Below are 17,673 nucleotides of genomic sequence, written 5' to 3'. Positions count from 1 at the left end.
CGATACGAGGCTTCAGAAAGAAATCATTCGTATCGCGGTATCCATAGATCATCCGTTTAATGATTTTGATCCAGTTGTTTGTGCCCTTCATTGTTAATAAAGCAGGACAGACAAAGCACGATTGTTGCCAAAATCAGGCAATAAGCGATAATCGGCCAGGTAGTGGCATTGGATAAAAGTGTAATGGTGAACGTTCCAACTGCTCCTAACAGTAATCCCCCTAAGCAGAAATAGAGTGCTGTAACAGTACCAGCGATATGATCGAAGCCTCGAAGGGCGCCATTAGGTGCCACAGAAGCTCCAGTAGATATGCCAACACCAATAAGCCACATTGGGATTATGAAGCCAAATACCGATTCAGGTATGAGTATCTCTCCAACAGCCAGCAGCAGTGCTCCTACTATTAGGCAGCACATTCCCATCCGTAACATATTCAGACTTCCCCACCGAACAATCAAATCTCCTACAATTCGTGAAGTCACCATCATTGCGATAGCCACAGTTGCAAATAGCAAACTGAAGGTAAGCTGTGATAATCCTTGTCGGCCCATCATTACCCAGGGTGCAGTCGAAAAGAAAACGAAGAAGCTGCCGAAACCTGCACTGTAGCAGAGTGTGTACAGCCAGAAAGTTAGGCGTTTTACAGGAAGAAGTAGTTGCGACCACTGTAAGCTTGTCGCCCGTTGCTGCCGGGTTTCTGGACAGAGTTTCCAGGCTGTAATAACAGCGACTACCATTGCACATCCTAGTAAACCAAAGATTGCACGCCACCCCAGCCAGGTGTTAATCAGTGCTCCGAGCAAAGGGCCTACTGCCGGAACCATGGCAAGCATAGAGCCGAGCAAGCCATAGATGATATTGCTTTCCTTCCGTCCCGAATAGATGTCGCGTACAGCCGCAAACATGGCTACGAGACATGCCGAAGCCCCAAAGGCTTGAATAACTCGGAGGCCCAAAAAAACTTCTGGTGATAAAGTTATGGCAAGGCCGAATGAAGCAACGATGTAAGCAATTCCACCACTAAGCAAAACAGGACGACGGCCGAACCGATCTGACAGCGGGCCAAATAGAAGCTGACCGACTCCTATTAGAACCAGGTATACCGTCAACGTTAGCTGGATCGTTCCTGTTTCGGCACCGAGTACATCGGCCATGAGAGGAACGACGGGCAGATACATATCCATACCCAGTGATGCCAGTAAATCGAATGGGGATAACAATAATATTGTGGCGGTAAGAGAATATCGCCAGGAAAAATTTTTTGAGTACACGAATCCATCTCCTAAAGTTAAGGAATTGACGGCGTGCTCATAGAATTGAGTGGTTCCTGAGAACGCCGCAACAACCGAAAAAACTATGGTTGCTGCGGCTTATCTATCTGTTTTGCGCTTCTTGAGAGTGCTCATATGTGGGTTATCCTGTAGTGAATTTGTATCGTAAGATCTTCATGCTGAGATGCAAAGAGTCTTAAATTACGGATGATACTCTATAGATAATTATTCAACATTTCTAACCATTTTGGCTTGATTGGAGAATTTATTTATTGAGTAGATAGTTTGAAGTCCCGCCATTACTGGGTTTTCGTTATTCAATATTTTCTAGGAATATACCCTTGGGTACACGCTAAATCGAGGTGTACCACTAGGTTAATTAAAATATGTTCGCTGGTGGATATGCTTTCCAAGGATAATCCTCACCGTAAACTACCCGTCCTTTTGTCACGCTCAATATTGATAGGGTGTTGGTAACTATAAAACAGAAACGAACCCTTCATTTCTTAATGATCGAACTACACCTCTTATCAGATATGAATGAGATATATCAATTGTGTAGCTTCTGGCGTTACCTGATATTGGCTTTAATAGTTTCTGTTCTACTAGCTTAGATATTTGATATGTTATTTGCGCTGGTTTAAGTTCAGGTAAAACCTCTTTCAAGTCTCCCGCCTTAATAATGCCCGCTATAACAGCTTTTCTCAGTATTTTTGCTTCGATATCGCTTAACACACCCTTTTCTAAAGAAAATGCTATTGCTGGAAATAAGATTTTCTGACTCAAAAATTGTAAACTAGTTAGCTGGTCAACCTTTTTTAGCTCAGTAGAGATACCACTTAATACATAAGTACACCACTCTTCAAGTCCTTCATTGGTCCCAAGATCTGCTTTCGATAACATTTCATAATATTTGTTTCTATCGTTGTAAAACACTGCTGTAGGGTTGAGAATTCTACCGCCAGCTTGAACATTAAATCCATACTTGATAAGTAGTGCGTAAGTTAACAATCTTACTGTCCGACCGTTTCCGTTGCTGAAGGGATGAATCCAACCAAAGCGATGATGGGCAAGAGCTATCTTCATTAAATCGTATTTAGGATTGCCCGCACGGTTAATGAAAGAAGCTAATTCATTCATATAGCCAGGTACTTGTATACTATCAGGTGGAAGATGCTCTGATTGTTCTATGCTTACACCATAATGGCGATATTGACCGGGTGTTTTATCTCCTTCGCGTTGTAAATTATCTACAGCAAGGGAATGCAATTCTCTTATAAAATACTCCGTTATTTCGCCGCCACGTTTAAAATGTTCATCTATATCATCACTGTTTACCGCCTCAGCTTATGCGTTAGCGGTGGTGTGGTGGAGATATTGAAGTTACAAAAAGAGACATCACAATTAAGAACAACTCCACCAATCGGATGACTTTGGTTATCGTAGAGAACATGCTGTTTTTAATGATTATTGTTGCTAAGGTATGCCCTCTTTCAAACACAAAGAAATATGATAATAACGCGGTAATAATCAGCGAGATATCACGGGCATTAAATAAATTTTCAAGATACTCTAGCTTGGGTGGATGACTAATTTTACTTGCACATAAAAAGGTTAAAAATTGCAATAATAGCTATCTGACTTGCAAGATAAGGTGTAAATGTGTCTTTTTTCAGAATCGAATCCATAAATTTTACCCTTATAAGTTATGTGAGGAATTAATAATATCTCTTATTTCTTCCATGCTGTCAGCTTGTGTTCTGCGGCTGTCGATGTCTTTCATCAGTAGTGTCAGTACACTAAACGTTCCTATCTGGTGAAAAGGTTGAGGTGTATTTCGTCGGGAGCTAATGGGGGATCCTTGCAGGCGGTGGATCGTGTTTAATAACAGGTTATTACATTACAGATTGGGTTGAGCAAGGTCAATTTTTTGTTCGATGAGTGGAGGAGGCATAAAGAAAAATAATGCCCTGACTTTATGAATCTCTACATCTCAAGAATCATCCTAAATTAAAAATGCAAATTTTGTATCAAATAATCAATAAAAACGCGGCATTTGAGACGAATGCGGTGATCACCAGCAAAAACAATCGTAATATCTTGTTCGGGCAAACTGTAGTCGGGAAACAACCGAACTAACTCTTTCTTTGCAATTTCTTTTTTCACCATCCATTCCGGCAGAATAGCTACGCCGAGCCCAGCCTGAGTCATTGCCTTAATAGATGAGGATGAATTTGAATGATATCTGGCCATTGCGCGAAGCTCAAACTCTTCCCTTCTATCGTTGTGTAGCGTCCATTGTGTTGGAGTTTGTAAATTACTGTTAGCAATCCATGGTACGGAATTTAACTCATCAACAGACTGAATGGGGTTGTTTTTTAGCCATTCAGGAGAGGCCACTATGACAATGGCATAGCTGCCGAGTTTTCGGCTTTTTAACGCTGAGTCACGTAAAGTACCTAAACGAATTGCTAGATCGAGCCGTTCTGAAACTAAATCATTTAATGATGAATTTGCGTAATAGCAGATATCTAACCTCGGATGAAGTTTGCAAAATTCACCTATCAAAGGCAGTAAAAATTGCTCACCAAATTCCGCCGTGGATGTAATACTCAAGGTTCCAGACAGGGAACGATGACTATCCGATATATTCTCAATAGATGTTTGAATATTAAAAAATATTTCCTGAAAATCATTATACAGCACTTCACCAGCTTCGGTCAGCGTGATACCTCGAGTATTGCGAATAAGCAACGGTACATTCAGTACTTCCTCCAGAGATTTTACATGAACACTGGCCATGGCTTTACTGATAAAAAGCCGTTCTGCTGCGCGCGTAAATGAGCCGCAATCGACCACGGCAAGGAAAGTTTGAATTCGATTTAAATGATTAAAAGACATGAACTGTTAAATATTAATAAACAACTAGTTCAATTTAAGTTAATCGACACTACTGGTCAAGTTAAATTAGACTCCGCGCCGGAGGATAAAATGACATATCGTTATCGTATTGCCTTTATTTTTTTAGCAGGATTTTTCATTGACTGCGTAAATATTTTTATGTCAGCAATCGCATTGCCTGATATTGCTCGTGAACTGAGTATTTCTGAATCCAGTGTCGCTTGGGTGGCAAACAGCTATATTCTGGGACTAACTCTCATTATTCCACTAAGTACCTGGCTAGCCAGTTATTTTGGAGCAAGATTGACCATGGCGGCTTCCATGGCAATATTTACTGTGGGTGCTTTACTATCAGGTCTGTCCAGCGATTTTGCATCACTAATCTTGTTCCGGTTTATTCAAGGGTTAGGAGGCGGTTTACTGATCCCGGTAGGTCAGGCACTTACTTTTGAGTTATTTAAAAAGAATGAGCGAGCTAGAATATCGACATTGATTATGGCTGTTGCGCTGATTGCACCTGCCATTTCACCTGGAGCTGGAGGAATAATCGTCGATCACTTGTCTTGGCGCTGGGTATTTCTCTGCAATATTCCCTTCAGTCTCATCACGGCGTTACTGGCATTTTTGTGGATCAAAGAAGAAAAAACCACAGCGCGCCGACCAGACCTCATGGGTCTGCTGCTGGTGAGTCTAGCGCTTGCCAATCTACTGTTAGGTATGTCACTGTATGCCAGTGCTACCAGTCGGTGGCTTCCTCTCGCATTAGCAGGGGCAGGTATTGTTTTTAGCCTACTCTATATCAAACACGCTCGCAGCGTAGTCCATCCGATTCTCGATCTGAGCGTATTGCGCAATAAGCGTATGAGCTTCTCTGTTTTGGTTTACTACGCTGTGCCAGGCATATTTACTGGCGTTAACCTACTCAATATTTTCTATCTGCAGCAGGTACTCGGCTGGTCTGCCAGTGAAACGGGACTGCTAATGGTACTGTACGCTGGCGGATCGTTCTGTGCCATGATGGCTTGCGGTAGTCTCTATAACCGTATTGGAGCAGCAAGGCTGTTCTTTGCTGGTTTGATGTTGCACGCCGTAGGAATCGCGCTTCTGTCGCTGATCGGGGCTGCGCATGGACTACCACTGCTGGTTGCAGCTTACTTGCTGATGGGCACGGGAGGAGGCATTGCTGCTAACACAGCTCAGACCACCGCAATGCTGGATTTTGACGGTGAACGTCTAGCACGAGCCAGCACGGTCTGGAACCTGAATCGCCAGATGTCTTTTAGCGTCGGCGCTGCATTCTTTACTCTTATTTTTAATCTGTTACAGCAGCAAACCACCACCACATCTGCTTATCACTACTCGTTCCTTATTGCCGCCGGGCTGGGATTTTTATTTTTGCCCCTGTTAAAACTCATACAACTTAGCCAAAAAACGGAATCTCTATGCAATCAGAAAAAGAATTAATTGCTCACCACAGTGTGATCGAACTTCACCAATGGATAGAGGAGGTATTTTCCGGTCGTGAGGATTATCCATCCGCGCTAGAGAAACTACTGAATAGTTTCAGTAATGATTTCAGCATGATAACAATAAAAGGTCACCGCATCGGTCTCACTGAAGTAGAAAATCTGTTTCGTAACAACGTAGGGACTCGCCCCCAGCTGCACATTGATATCGATGCCTGCGAGACGCTGGCTGAAACTGCAGAAAGCGTGATATGTCGCTATCGCGAAACCCATCATAGTGCAGGAACTACGCAGGTCCGTTGGTCTGTAGTAATTATTGATATCCATACAGGCTACGTCAGCTGGCGATACCTGCATGAAACAGCCATTGTGGAATAGAAATGGAAACACCTAATGCGGCTAAGTGGATTCTGGCAGTTCGTCTAAAGTCGTGAATAGTGAAGTTAGGCATATCAATAGGTATTGCTCGTCTTACTTTGGCAAGCGCAACGGACAGGGTTGTTTCCTGAATATGAGGGATCATACGATGCTGCATTTTTCTGGCTGGTAAAACGTACTGGCTACCGCAAGCCATAGTCTTTAACTCCATAAACCACTCTATAACCTGTGGGCACAGTGGAATATCTACCGCATCACCGTTTTTGCTACGTTCTGCCGGAAAGTGCCATACAGCCTGTTTAAAGTTGAATTCTTGCCATCGTGCGCCGTATAGTTTCATTTTCCGCAAGCATAGAGCTAACAGTATTTTAAAGCTGATTTCATTCTGACGGCTGATCGTAGACGTTCTAACCGCCCTCAGCACAATGATTAATTCTTCTCTGGTTAGCCATCTATCGCGTGATACTTCTTTTCCACCAGCGTCCGCAACCTCGAAAGCTGAACACGGGTTAATTTCTATCATCTGCCGCTTAATAGCATAATCGAACATGCGCCTTAGCCACCGGAAAACATCGGTCGCCATAGTTGGTGCGCCTCTGTCTACTATGCTCTTGAGCATTTCATCAATATGGCGGGGTTTCACGTCCTCCAGCTTCATATGACCAATGCGAGGATTAATGTCTTTATCTATTCTTTTGCGGAGTATGTCGGGGTGTTTCCAGCGTGGCAGTATCTGACGTTCAAAATATTCAGCCGCGAGATCTGATACTTTGATGGAGTTCTTTTCAGCTTCAATTTTTGCCAGTGCTTCGGTTTTGCGTTCCTGCTTTTCCCCAGCAACGTCATAGCCCAACGCAACACGGGCTGATAGCTCTCTGGTGAATTCTCTTGCTTTTGATAGTGATAGAGCAATGTATGAGCCTAGAGTTATCACTCTGGGCGTACCTGCGAACTTATACCTAAAACGCCATATAGGGTGTTTAAAGGTTTTTCGATAGCATAGATATAGCTCGTTACCGTCCGCTCTTCCCTCGAACCTTTCACCGGATTTTATCCATGCTCTGATCTCTTTGTCAGTGAGCTTCGGCATTTGTGCAATTTCCAATGTAAAAAAATGACCGTGTACCACTAAATGAGTTTCATGATCTCTAGTGGTACACGATAACCATGCGCTACTGTGATTCGTTCTGCAATGCTCTGATAGTAAAAAAGCCAGATATAACAATATATCTGGCTTTGTGATTTTCTCTGAAATTTGAATCTATTCATTGAGTATGAGGTATTAGGTCTTGTCATTACTGGGTTTGTTCTATTCAATATTTTCTAGGAATATACCCTTGGGTACACGCTAAATCGAGGTGTACCACTGGGATGATTGAAATGTGTGCAATCATGAAAGTCATATATTAGCGATGTGATTACTTTTTGAGTTTTTTCTTTGCTATCGTTTCTAATTGTTTGATGCTTTTCTCTGGTGATGGTAAATCCTCTGGCATTGTTCCACCCAACTCTTGGATCGTATCTCTTACTTTTCTTCCAACGTCAAAATGAGTCTGGTTTGCTTGTGTTTTGCTTTTTACGTTATCTCGTCTCAGCTTTTCCTCGGCTTGGGTTGCTCTAAACAAGTTAGCAGCAAGCTCTGTTGACCCCATGTGATCTAATATTCGCTGTGATTTTTTTAAGCTTTTTCGCTGGTGGTTCGCTGGTGGATTGCTTTCTGGTCTAGTCCACCGTATAAACCTTGGTAGCCGTGATTTTGGAAAATGGCAAAATCAATATTTGTTTCTACGCCTGCTCGCTGGGCTGTTTCAACTAACTGCTTGTTATGCTCTTTTAGCTCATTGCGCAGGAATAGCCGCTTTTCATCTTCTCGTAGTCTTTTAAATGTTGCATCATCTGCTAGCTCTTGCCGTCTAGTTTGAATCGCAAAATATGTCTGCCCTGCCGCTATCACTGGCTTGCTAGGATCGCCATTTTGTACAACGAGGTAGCAGGCATAGCGAGACAGTATTACATCCTTTAATTTTCTTTGTGCACCTGAGCCAATATTGACCATATCGAGGACATCCTCGAAATGGTCTTCAATATTGTGTCCGCTATGGGAGCAGGCCTCTTTAGCTCGTTCTAAAACAGGCGTGAAGTGACGGTACTCTTAATATTCAAGAAGCTTAGAAAGCTCTCTAGCCGACCAGAATTCGATACCAGATTCATCAATTCTTTTTATTTCTTCAAATGGCTGGTGGTGTTGCTCCATGTATCGAACCTCTCATATTTGTTAGTGGTATAGATTGATAATACGGATAGCTTACCTTTAGTGTAATTCAAATACTGTTATGCCATCCAAGAATAACCCTCTCCGTAATCTCACCGTGGCTATCGAACTACCGGAAAATCCTCGGTAGTTGAACCTCCGCATTATTTTGTTACCTTTCACTTTATTAATCATTTCCTTTGTCGTCATCTGATATCCCCACAATCAATGAAGTGAAGTCAATACACTAAACGTCCTGAGCTAATGACTGACGACGAATATCGCATTCAGTGAGATGAAATAGGTTGGTACGTTTAACGCTCTGAGCTATAGAGGTCGCGACGTATTGCCTCGGAACCTATTGAGATGACAGCCAACTGATAGCCCCGCCAGTAAGAAGCCTTTCCCGTAACAGTGATCACCTGACCTTTCTGTAACAGCATCACCGACAGCGCCATTTCATCAAAGCCCACGACACACAGCGGGTAATCACTGCGCTTATCGCTCTGTACCTGCATGGTAGCGACTGCCATTACTTTCCCTGTCTGGCACTTGATGCGCTTGGGGGCAACGGTTATCTTTCCTGTGACCGTGGCTGCTGTAGCTTGTGAATTCTTTTGCTTTCTTCGTGCCATTTTCCACCACCTATAGATGATCTTGTTTTTTCTTCATGATGAAAATCAGTCAGTTAAATCACTGCGAACGTAATACGTATGGAGTCACTCAGTTACATTCAGCAAAAGGTATTGCGGAAATCACAATACCCAAGGTGGAATATCACACCTTAAAGATGGTCACGATTTTGACCATGTTGTTTTATAAGGATTTTACTATGACGGCTTAAACTCAAGCCCACCTGCGTTGTGATTTTCACAATAGAGACTTAGCAAATTTATTCGAAAATCACGCCCTAACGAAAAAAACACGAAATAACTGTACCATCTGTACCACTTGGAACATTTTACTTTTATATCAATCAATTAAGGTGGTACAGATACGAAAAATAACTGTCAATAACTGTGCCATATCTGTACCACGCTCACGGAAGCAATAACCAGTGGCAACCGTGGTGATCTTCACCATAGTTGGATAACTCGTTGATTTATCCGAGGTCCTCACTTTGGTTCTCAGAGAATACCTCTATGGTTACTTTATGTGCTGGACAAACACAATAAATGCATTGTGTTTCAACGTATTGCTTGGACATAAGGGGCTGGACAAAGCGACTTAACCCCTTGTTTCTGCCTCACTCTTTTGTGCTCCTCTTAAAGAGGTGTGCAAAGTTTGTGAGTCAATATCATTTATGCACAAAGTCATTTGCGAGTAACTATCAGTTACGTTCAAAGTTCGATTATCGGATATTGAATTTTGCATCGACGTTTTTCGTCGGCACAAATATTCATCATTTTGCATACCGATATTTTCAGTGCTCAAACTGAACCTCTTAAAGAGGGGCAGTTCTTGCTCTATGCAACGAGGTAACCAACCGACAATAAGTCTGGTGGTTAAAATACAAGCAGACTGCATATTTGCAGCTTGATTTAATATCAATGAGTTACCGTCAAAGTGGGCATTCCCACTTAAATGGGCTTTCAAATCCCAATTGGCGCGATCAGCCAAAAATTTGTCCTATTGGAACTGAGCCAAAGTGAGGACCTCGACTACAGGTTGGTATATTAAACTTACAAAGCTGCTTTAACCTACCTAACGAGGAAGAGCCTCCCATAACAAAATCTGTAATAGCGGCAATTAGCAGCATATTGATAGACTTGGTGGCAGCAATATCCCAAAAGACAGGCTTAGCCACAGAAACAGTAATGTGCAGAGATTGCAAACAAATTTCCAGCATTATTCCCACCATTATGAAATGAAACTGTTTTGACTTATACAGATCTCTATTAGTCATTAGTTTTTATTATAATGAAGTGATAAACACCAATCTTTGTATGGTGGAGCATGTGAAATAAAAAACTCTCGACTGTATCTATTCTTAATAATTGAAAATAATCTTGACAAAAAGAGCTTACTATGAATAAGAATAGCAAAAATTATATAAAATGGTGGTTGGAGCAGGAAAGATTAAGAATGAATAATGGAATCCCTGTGAAAATATCACTGGCAGGGATTAATTTATCTGTTATTCCTCAAGCATTTCTTCCATCCCCATTACAAACGCATTCTACACCATTACTTATAAAAAATATTAGGCATCATAATTTTATGGGGAAAAAAGTTCTTGATATAGGAACTGGTAGTGGTGTTCTTGCCATTTATTCTGCCCTTAATGGTGCATCTTTGATAATAGCAACAGATGTCGATGACCATATATTATATCATGCCAAAAATAATGCTTATCTGAATAAGATTACTGACATCCATTTTATGAATAGTAATCTCTTTGAGTCTGTCGAAGGTAAATATGATTATATATTTGCTAATGGGCCAATTTCTCCTGAGTTTTGGTCAGAAAAAAGCCTTTCAGGACATACCATATCAAGTTACGGAGAAACTCTTCTTAGCCAGTATCGTAACTATCTGACAGATGAAGGGGTAATGTTTATGACCTTCGCAGAATTTGGCCCAATGAAGGCATTCTACAAAACACTTCAAAAGTATTCCGTTTTGTACAAAGAAAAAAGAGAGAAAAAATTTGGGATATGGTGGAGTTTTCATGAAATAAAAAAATAAAGGTCATTAACCGCTTCTATAAAAAATGTTGTCTTAATATAATATTATCCCAAAGCGATAAAAACTTGGCTTCCATATTATCTTTCCTTTCTTAAACAGAGTTCAGGTTGATTAGGATTTTCGGCTCACGGAGACTGTTGTGCTTTAATAAATTCGGACACTTTGGTAAAGGAATAGAATGACTTTAATTAAGGTGTCTTTATGAAACGAAAAAGCTAAAAATGGAGAAGGAGATCTGAAAGAAGGCGAGCGCCTTCTTTGCGAGAGAACTGCTGTAAGATGTTGGTTCATAAAAGAACATGCAGAGCCATTTCCCATTTGCCAGTTATGTCGCGTGATGAAAGTCAGTCGTTCCACGTTTTATGCCTGGCAGGCAAAACCCGTTCGGTTACTTTCTGATGAGCAACGCGAATTACACCGAAAGGCAACGGCACTCTTTAAAGAAAGCCGGGAAAGTTTAGGCTATCGGATGTTGGCGAAAAAATTACGCAAAGAAGGCTTTACCATCAGTGACTATCGGACCCGAAAGCTCATGAATCAGCTCGGATTATCCGTCAGACAGCGGCAGCGCTACCGGGCTCCGCGCAAAGGTAAAGCGATATCAACAGCCTGTCATCTACTTAACCGGAACTTTAATCCGTTGGCGCCGAATGAAGTTTGGGCAGGAGATATCACCTATTTGAAGACGCCCGAAGGTTGGTTATATCTGGCTATTGTGATGGATTTGTCCTCACGTCGGATAGTGGGATGGCAGATCTCAACGGAAATAGATACAACCTTGATCAGCCAGGCCTTAATGAAAGCGTATCACTTACGTCAGCCGTCACAAGGCTGTGTTTTTTATAGTGATAGAAGGAGCCAATATACAAGCCAGCAATACCGGGACTTGCTCAGCAGTTATGACATGAGAGCAAGCTAGGGGATGTCGGGGCGTGTTGGGATAACGCTGTTGTCGAACGTTTCTTTGGCAGTTTGAAACAGGATTGGCTCTTCAAAACCCATCATGAAAACCAGGCAGAGAGGAAAAAAGATGTATTGGATTATCTGCATTATTACAATTTAACACGATTGCACACGGCCAATAATGATTTAACACCCGTGGAATATGAAATGGCCTTCGTAAAAGTGTCCGATTTTTCTTGAGCAGAACAGTTTCCAGCGCGGGAGTATCTGACGTTCAAAATATTCAGCCGCGAGATCTGATACTTTGATGGAGTTCTTTTCAGCTTCAATTTTTGCCAGTGCTTCGGTTTTGCGTTCCTGCTTTTCCCCAGCAACGTCATAGCCCAACGCAACACGGGCTGATAGCTCTCTGGTGAATTCTCTTGCTTTTGATAGTGATAGATCAATGTATGAGCCTAGAGTTATCACTCTGGGTGTACCTGCGAACTTATACCTAAAACGCCATATAGGGTGTTTAAAGGTTTTTCGATAGCATAGATATAGCTCGTTACCGTCCGCTCTTCCCTCGAACCTTTCACCGGATTTTATCCATGCTCTGATCTCTTTGTCAGTGAGCTTCGGCATTTGTGCAATTTCCAATGTAAAAAAATGACCGTGTACCACTAAATGAGTTTCATGATCTCTAGTGGTACACGATAACCATGCGCTACTGTGATTCGTTCTGCAATACTCTGATAACAAAAAAGCCAGATATAACAATATATATCTGGCTTTGTGATTTTCTCTGAAATGCTAAGAAACGTTATTTGAATCTATTCATTGAGTAGGAGGTGTTAGGCCGTGTCATTACTGGATTTGTTCTATTCAATATTTTCTAGGGGTACACCCTTGGGTACACGCTAAATCGAGGTGTACCAATGGGATGATTGAAATATGTACAATCATGAAAGTCACATATTAGTGATGTGATTACTTTTTGAGTTTTTTCTTTGCTATCGTTTCTAATTGTTTGATGCTTTTCTCTGGTGATGGTAAATCCTCTGGCATTGTTCCACCCAACTCTTGGATCGTATCTCTTACTTTTCTTCCAACGTCAAAATGAGTCTGGTTTGCTTGTGTTTTACTTTTTACGTTATCCCGTCTCAGCTTGTCCTCGGCCTGCGTTGCTCTAAACAAGTTAGCCGCAAGTTCTGTTGACCCCATGTGATCTAATATTCGTTGTGATTTCTTTAAGTCTTTTCGCTGGTGGATTGCTTTTTGATCTAGCCCACCGTATAGGCCTTGGTAGCCGTGATTTTGGAAAATGGCAAAGTCGATATTTGTTTCTACTCCTGCTCGCTGGGCTGTTTCGACTAACTGTTTATTATGTTCTTTTAATTCATTGCGTAGAAATAGCCGTTTTTCATCTTCTCGCAGTTTTTTGAACGTCTCATCATCGGCTAATTCCTGTCGTCTGGTCTGAATAGCAAAATATGTTTGTCCTGCGGCTATCACTGGCTTGCTGGGATCACCATTTTGCACAACAAGATAGCAGGCATAACGGGATAGGTTTATATCATCTATTTTTCTTTCAGCACCAGACCCAAGAGTAACCATTTTGTTGGCTTCAACGAAATGGTATGAAGGCTCTTGATTACTGGCTTCACACGCCTGAATTGCTTTGTTTAAAACCTTTTGGAAATTCCGCCAATCTTTATAATCTAGTAGTGGCGCTAATTCTCGCGCTGACCAGTATTCAACTCCCTCATCGCTGAATAGTTTTATTTCTTCAAATGGCTGGTGGTGGTGCTCCATGTATCGAACCTCTCATATTTGTTAGTGGTATAGATTGATAATACGGATAGCTTACCTTTAGTGTAATTCAAATACTGTTATGCCATCCAAGAATAACCCTCTCCGTAATCTCACCGTGGCTATCGAACTACCGGAAAATCCTCGGTAGTTGAACCTCCGCATTATTTTGTTACTTTCACCGTATTAATCATTTCCTTTGTCGTTATCTGGTATCCCCACAATCAATGAAGTCAGTACACTAAACATCCTGAGCTAATGACTGACGACGAATTTCGTCGAAAGTGAGTAGGTTGGTACGTTTAACGTTCCGAGCTATAGAGGGTTGCGACGTATTGCGTCGGAACCTATTGAGCGATAGAACTGACAGCCAACTGATAGCCCCGCCAGTAAGAAGCCTTTCCCGTCACAGTGATCACCTGACCTTTCTGTAACAGCATCACCGATAGCGCCATTTCATCAAAGCCCACGACACGCAGCGGGTAATCACTGCGCTTCTCGCTCTGTGCCTGCATGGTAGCGACTGCCATCACCTTACCTGTTTGGCACTTTATACGCTTGGGGGAAACGGTAATCTTTCCTGTGATCGTGGCGACTATCAAGGGTGCGTTCTTCTTCTGTCTTCTTGCCATGTTCCACCGCCTATAGATGATCTGGTTTTTGCTTCATGATAAAAATCAGTCAGTTAAATCACTGCGAACGTAATACGTACTCAGTTACTCAGTCACATTCAGCAAAAGGTGTTGAGGAAATCTCAATACCCACCTTAAAGACAACCCAAATTTGGATTTTAAAGGGCTTTTACTGGGCGGCTTAAACTCAAGCCTTCTTGTGTCATTTGTAACTTATTGATACTTCATTCATCCTCAATTTGAGGATAAGTGGCAACCGTGGCGATTTCCACCCTAGTTGCTTAACTCATTGATTCTTCCGAGGCCGTCACTTTGACCCAACCATGGCGGAAATCCCAATGGTTACTTTATGTGCTGGACAAACGCAATAAATTCATTGTGTTTCAACGTATTACTTAGACATAACGGTCTGGACAAAACGACTTAACCCCTTGTTTCTAGCCCACTCTTTTGGGCACACCTCTTATTGAGTTGTGCAAAGTCAGATTATCGGATATTGGGTTTTGCATACCGACATTATCAGCGCTCAAATTATAAGCAGAAGACAAATCTGTCGTCTGATTAGATATCAATGAGTTATCACTAAAATGGGCATTCCCACTTAAATGGGCTTTCAAATCCCAATTGGTGAAAATATAAACTACGAAAATTTCGTAGTTGAGCCTCTGAGATTGATGATTCCTTAAGCTCAAGGAATCCTTGTAGTTAATTTCACACCTCCGCTTGAAACGGAAGAGTGCCAAATCTCCTTAGCTACTCATTGGTTAATCTCTCCGTTTCAAACGGAACGATGCCGGCACCATGCAGAAGGCTTAAGAGTTAAAGGTGAGAGATCCCGCTTTTAGATAACTTGCTGATTTTGCTTAATTACCGCTCTGTGCAGGAAATTAATTATATCAATGGGTTACACGAACATCGCTTGTAACATGTTGATTTTGCGTAATTCTGTCACAGGGACAGAGATTAATGAAATCAAGGAGTTAGGTTAAAGGGGATAATTGCCCCCTTTAAACTCATAGTCTTATCAGTGGGGTATGGATTTTATTAATTTCCAAACAACCATTCCGTGCCATCCTAACCAGAAGTTCTCTCCAGTATTGATGAACCTTTTTATTGATGTTCACAGGCGGAGAAGTATCCCACCGCCTTCATGTTATTTAGCAATGTGTATTGTTGATTAAATGAGGGAATAAATATGCAAGATAAAAAGCCTGAAATATCAGAATTAAAAGATACTACATTAGCGCAGCAATCTTATGAAGACTTTGGTTATACAGTGATACCTATTGGTGTTCCTGTTCCTTGGCCGTCAGAAATTTCACCGGAAGGCTGGTTGCAATGCAATGGTGACCTATTTGACAAAGGAAGATACCCAAAACTGGCTCTTGCCTATCCATCTGGCAGACTACCTGATTTGAGAGGGGAGTTTATTCGTGGTTGGGATGGGAGGCGTGGAATAGATAATGGGCGCCAGATTTTATCGGAGCAGACAGATGCGTTACAAAATATTACAGGATCACTCGGAATGGTAAAAGGGGTTGAAGCTCCACGCGCGAACGGGGCGTTTCAGGCGAAATTTAATATGATCGACACGGCAGGGCATGCTCCCGGATCATTCCCTACGAACGGCGATTGGAGTTTTGATGCATCTAGGGTTGCTAGAACCGCATCAGAAACACGTCCCCGTAATATTGCATTCAATTACATAGTAAGAGCAGCTTAATTCTGAGCTAACAAGTAAACCCGCAACTTTCTGCGGGTTCATATCAATCATGAAAATCACCTGTCAATAATATAACTGACAATATTGTTTCAAATTTAAATAATAACTTTTAGTTGATCTCTAAGAGAATTAATTATGTCCATAATCTCACAAATTAAGCAATTTCTGATCAACACATTAGCAGGGGTGATGTAGTGTATGGTGGGGCTGAATTCAGATTACGTATAAGTGGTTATAAAAACAGGGTTTATTATGAAGATAAATTTTTATGCATTCTATCAAGAAAATAATGGTATCAAAGAAAGAATCAATTTATTGAGCCTTTTTGAAAAAAATATTATAAATCCACAAGAACATGAACTAGATTGCAATACTTACCACTTATACCTTCATAAAATTGACGAAAGCACATATCTTTTCACCAAAAAAAGCGATAGTGAATTGATAAAAAAAATCAACACATCAACTTTTTCAGTCGCTAATATTAGAGATAGTCTGGCTTCCGATGAATCGCTTGGCTTCCCATCATTTGTTTTTATTAATGGAAATATTATGGGCTTTGCATCATCTATGTATGGCCCCAAAATTCGAGAATTAAAGCATTACATCATGCAAAAGGAGTTAAATGGCACCTCACTTCAAATTGAATCATTAATGCAAAATGTAACAACAGAAGATGCATTGACAATGCAATTCATTGGATGAACTACTTTAAGAGTGGAATCTGATGGGCGGGGTGTAGGCATTATAAATAATATTTTACGCACCATGGGGTGCCGAGATATACCAGAAGAATTACTTAATGGCCTTGAGGTAATAATAAAACCCAAAAAAACAGAGATATAAAACAAATAACCACTCAAATAATAGAAAGACAAGGCGATGCATTTAGTGATATACATATAAAAGCTAGAGAAGAAATGGCAGATATCCTTACTGAATTTTACCTCTCAGGAAAAGGGCAAATTAGTGCTAACCTGCATAAAGTATCAAACGCAGAAATAGCAGAAGAGATACACAATTGTTTTGTTGGAATGAGATCAGCTATAATGAGGAGTTTCACTCAAGCCATAGGCGAAGATTTGAGATAACTGAGATTAAGGGGGCGCAAATGACAAAAAAACATAAGGTTGCACCAGCCTTAATCCTAATTTTGTTGCCATACATTATAGTAATAATACTTTACTTTACCTTTAAATATTATTTAGTCCCTGACATTTCTTTTGCGAAAAATAGGGGGGCATTAGGCGGTGCTATTGCGTCATCGTCATACGCAGGAACCACCATAGCCGTACTAATAGCAGCACTAACATTTGTCATAGGATTAAAAGGGCGCAATATAACCAAGCTAAATCACTATGGCTATATGACATCTGTCGTAATAATGTACTCATTTGTATTTGTTGAACTCGGTATTCTTTTCTTTTCTGGTATATTGCTGATTTCAAATATAACGGGGATTCCATTGCCATCAATAACAATCGGAATTGCCATAGCCTCCTTTATCCATATATGTTTGTTATTATTTCAGTTATTCAATTTTTCAAAAAAAAGCTAGCATCTTCCAGCCCTCCCTCCGAGGGCTTTTTCGCATCTACCCACAATTTCCCCAATCCACCCAACTACCCGCTAATCTCCCCTATTGGCTATTGAATGAAGTAAGGGGCAC

General features: G+C 41.2%; 16 protein-coding genes and 4 pseudogenes. 9 read left to right on the top strand and 11 right to left on the bottom strand.

The genetic code is table 11. The features are described from left to right. Nucleotides 1-56: 56 nt before the first annotated feature. The 3 genes and pseudogenes from cml to HGO23_RS19375 all read right to left on the bottom strand — a co-directional run bounded on the left by cml (nucleotide 57) and on the right by HGO23_RS19375 (nucleotide 4,172). Nucleotides 57-1,358 (bottom strand): CmlA/FloR family chloramphenicol efflux MFS transporter, encoded by a 1,302-nt coding sequence (gene cml, locus HGO23_RS19385; protein ID WP_209028836.1) that lies wholly within the window; start codon nucleotides 1,356-1,358, stop codon nucleotides 57-59. Between the two features lie 390 nt (nucleotides 1,359-1,748). Beyond that, nucleotides 1,749-2,594, bottom strand: a pseudogene (locus HGO23_RS19380) (Fic family protein); the annotation flags it as partial. Nucleotides 2,595-3,281: 687 nt separating this feature from the next. Further along, nucleotides 3,282-4,172, bottom strand: coding sequence for a LysR family transcriptional regulator (locus HGO23_RS19375; RefSeq protein ID WP_209027539.1), 891 nt, complete (start codon nucleotides 4,170-4,172; stop codon nucleotides 3,282-3,284). 90 nt (nucleotides 4,173-4,262) lie between these two features. Here HGO23_RS19375 and HGO23_RS19370 point away from each other — a divergent pair, with 90 nt between their 5' ends. Both HGO23_RS19370 and HGO23_RS19365 read left to right on the top strand, forming a co-directional pair. Continuing rightward, entirely contained in the window at nucleotides 4,263-5,636 is a 1,374-nt protein-coding gene (locus HGO23_RS19370; protein WP_209027538.1) for an MFS transporter, read from the top strand. Next, the gene (locus tag HGO23_RS19365; protein WP_209027537.1) at nucleotides 5,615-6,016 is read left to right on the top strand and encodes a hypothetical protein; all 402 of its coding nucleotides are present in this window, start codon (nucleotides 5,615-5,617) and stop codon (nucleotides 6,014-6,016) included. Before HGO23_RS19370 ends, HGO23_RS19365 begins: the two co-directional genes overlap by 22 nt. A 7-nt stretch (nucleotides 6,017-6,023) precedes the next feature. On the opposite strand, the pseudogene HGO23_RS19360 reads toward HGO23_RS19365, so the two are convergent. From HGO23_RS19360 to HGO23_RS19340, 5 genes and pseudogenes are all read right to left on the bottom strand, one after another. Then, nucleotides 6,024-7,106, bottom strand: a pseudogene (locus tag HGO23_RS19360) (tyrosine-type recombinase/integrase); the annotation flags it as partial. A gap of 328 nt (nucleotides 7,107-7,434) precedes the next feature. Next, nucleotides 7,435-8,270: pseudogene (gene dinD / locus HGO23_RS19355) on the bottom strand (DNA damage-inducible protein D). Between the two features lie 311 nt (nucleotides 8,271-8,581). Continuing rightward, entirely contained in the window at nucleotides 8,582-8,902 is a 321-nt protein-coding gene (locus HGO23_RS19350; protein WP_209027536.1) for a hypothetical protein, read from the bottom strand. A gap of 592 nt (nucleotides 8,903-9,494) precedes the next feature. Beyond that, entirely contained in the window at nucleotides 9,495-9,887 is a 393-nt protein-coding gene (locus tag HGO23_RS19345; protein ID WP_209027535.1) for a hypothetical protein, read from the bottom strand. After that, nucleotides 9,880-10,116: a hypothetical protein gene (locus tag HGO23_RS19340; protein WP_099136793.1), complete on the bottom strand. Its 237-nt coding sequence runs from the start codon at nucleotides 10,114-10,116 to the stop codon at nucleotides 9,880-9,882. Before HGO23_RS19340 ends, HGO23_RS19345 begins: the two co-directional genes overlap by 8 nt. Nucleotides 10,117-10,295: 179 nt before the next feature. On the opposite strand from HGO23_RS19340, the gene HGO23_RS19335 reads away from it, so the two are divergent. From HGO23_RS19335 to HGO23_RS20115, 3 genes are all read left to right on the top strand, one after another. Further along, entirely contained in the window at nucleotides 10,296-10,955 is a 660-nt protein-coding gene (locus HGO23_RS19335; protein ID WP_209027534.1) for a 50S ribosomal protein L11 methyltransferase, read from the top strand. Nucleotides 10,956-11,190: 235 nt separating this feature from the next. Next, a complete protein-coding gene (locus tag HGO23_RS19330) occupies nucleotides 11,191-11,874 on the top strand; it encodes an IS3 family transposase (protein ID WP_209028834.1) in 684 nt (227 codons plus the stop codon). A 53-nt stretch (nucleotides 11,875-11,927) separates the two neighbouring features. Continuing rightward, nucleotides 11,928-12,098, top strand: coding sequence for an IS3 family transposase (locus tag HGO23_RS20115; RefSeq protein WP_425330503.1), 171 nt, complete (start codon nucleotides 11,928-11,930; stop codon nucleotides 12,096-12,098). A 9-nt stretch (nucleotides 12,099-12,107) separates the two neighbouring features. On the opposite strand, the pseudogene HGO23_RS19320 reads toward HGO23_RS20115, so the two are convergent. The 3 genes and pseudogenes from HGO23_RS19320 to HGO23_RS19310 form a co-directional block, all read right to left on the bottom strand. Continuing rightward, a pseudogene (locus HGO23_RS19320) lies at nucleotides 12,108-12,482 on the bottom strand (Arm DNA-binding domain-containing protein); the annotation flags it as partial. Nucleotides 12,483-12,827: 345 nt separating this feature from the next. Continuing rightward, a complete protein-coding gene (gene dinD, locus HGO23_RS19315; RefSeq protein WP_209027533.1) occupies nucleotides 12,828-13,652 on the bottom strand; it encodes a DNA damage-inducible protein D in 825 nt (274 codons plus the stop codon). 344 nt (nucleotides 13,653-13,996) lie between these two features. Continuing rightward, nucleotides 13,997-14,281 (bottom strand): hypothetical protein, encoded by a 285-nt coding sequence (locus HGO23_RS19310; protein WP_209027532.1) that lies wholly within the window; start codon nucleotides 14,279-14,281, stop codon nucleotides 13,997-13,999. 1,195 nt (nucleotides 14,282-15,476) lie between these two features. On the opposite strand from HGO23_RS19310, the gene HGO23_RS19305 reads away from it, so the two are divergent. The 4 genes from HGO23_RS19305 to HGO23_RS19290 all read left to right on the top strand — a co-directional run bounded on the left by HGO23_RS19305 (nucleotide 15,477) and on the right by HGO23_RS19290 (nucleotide 17,562). Next, complete coding sequence (locus HGO23_RS19305) at nucleotides 15,477-16,004, top strand: phage tail protein (protein WP_209027531.1); 528 nt, start codon at nucleotides 15,477-15,479, stop codon at nucleotides 16,002-16,004. Between the two features lie 252 nt (nucleotides 16,005-16,256). Continuing rightward, nucleotides 16,257-16,709 carry a hypothetical protein gene (locus HGO23_RS19300; RefSeq protein ID WP_209027530.1) on the top strand — a complete coding sequence of 151 codons (453 nt, stop codon included), beginning with the start codon at nucleotides 16,257-16,259 and terminating at the stop codon, nucleotides 16,707-16,709. Between the two features lie 215 nt (nucleotides 16,710-16,924). After that, entirely contained in the window at nucleotides 16,925-17,095 is a 171-nt protein-coding gene (locus HGO23_RS19295) for a hypothetical protein (protein ID WP_209027529.1), read from the top strand. 20 nt (nucleotides 17,096-17,115) lie between these two features. Further along, nucleotides 17,116-17,562 carry a biopolymer transporter ExbB gene (locus HGO23_RS19290; protein ID WP_209027528.1) on the top strand — a complete coding sequence of 149 codons (447 nt, stop codon included), beginning with the start codon at nucleotides 17,116-17,118 and terminating at the stop codon, nucleotides 17,560-17,562. Nucleotides 17,563-17,673: the final 111 nt, after the last annotated feature.

The sequence above is a fragment of the Xenorhabdus budapestensis genome (assembly GCF_017743015.1).
Taxonomy (GTDB): Bacteria; Pseudomonadota; Gammaproteobacteria; order Enterobacterales; family Enterobacteriaceae; genus Xenorhabdus; species Xenorhabdus budapestensis.
This window is presented reverse-complemented; position numbering and strand designations above follow the sequence as displayed.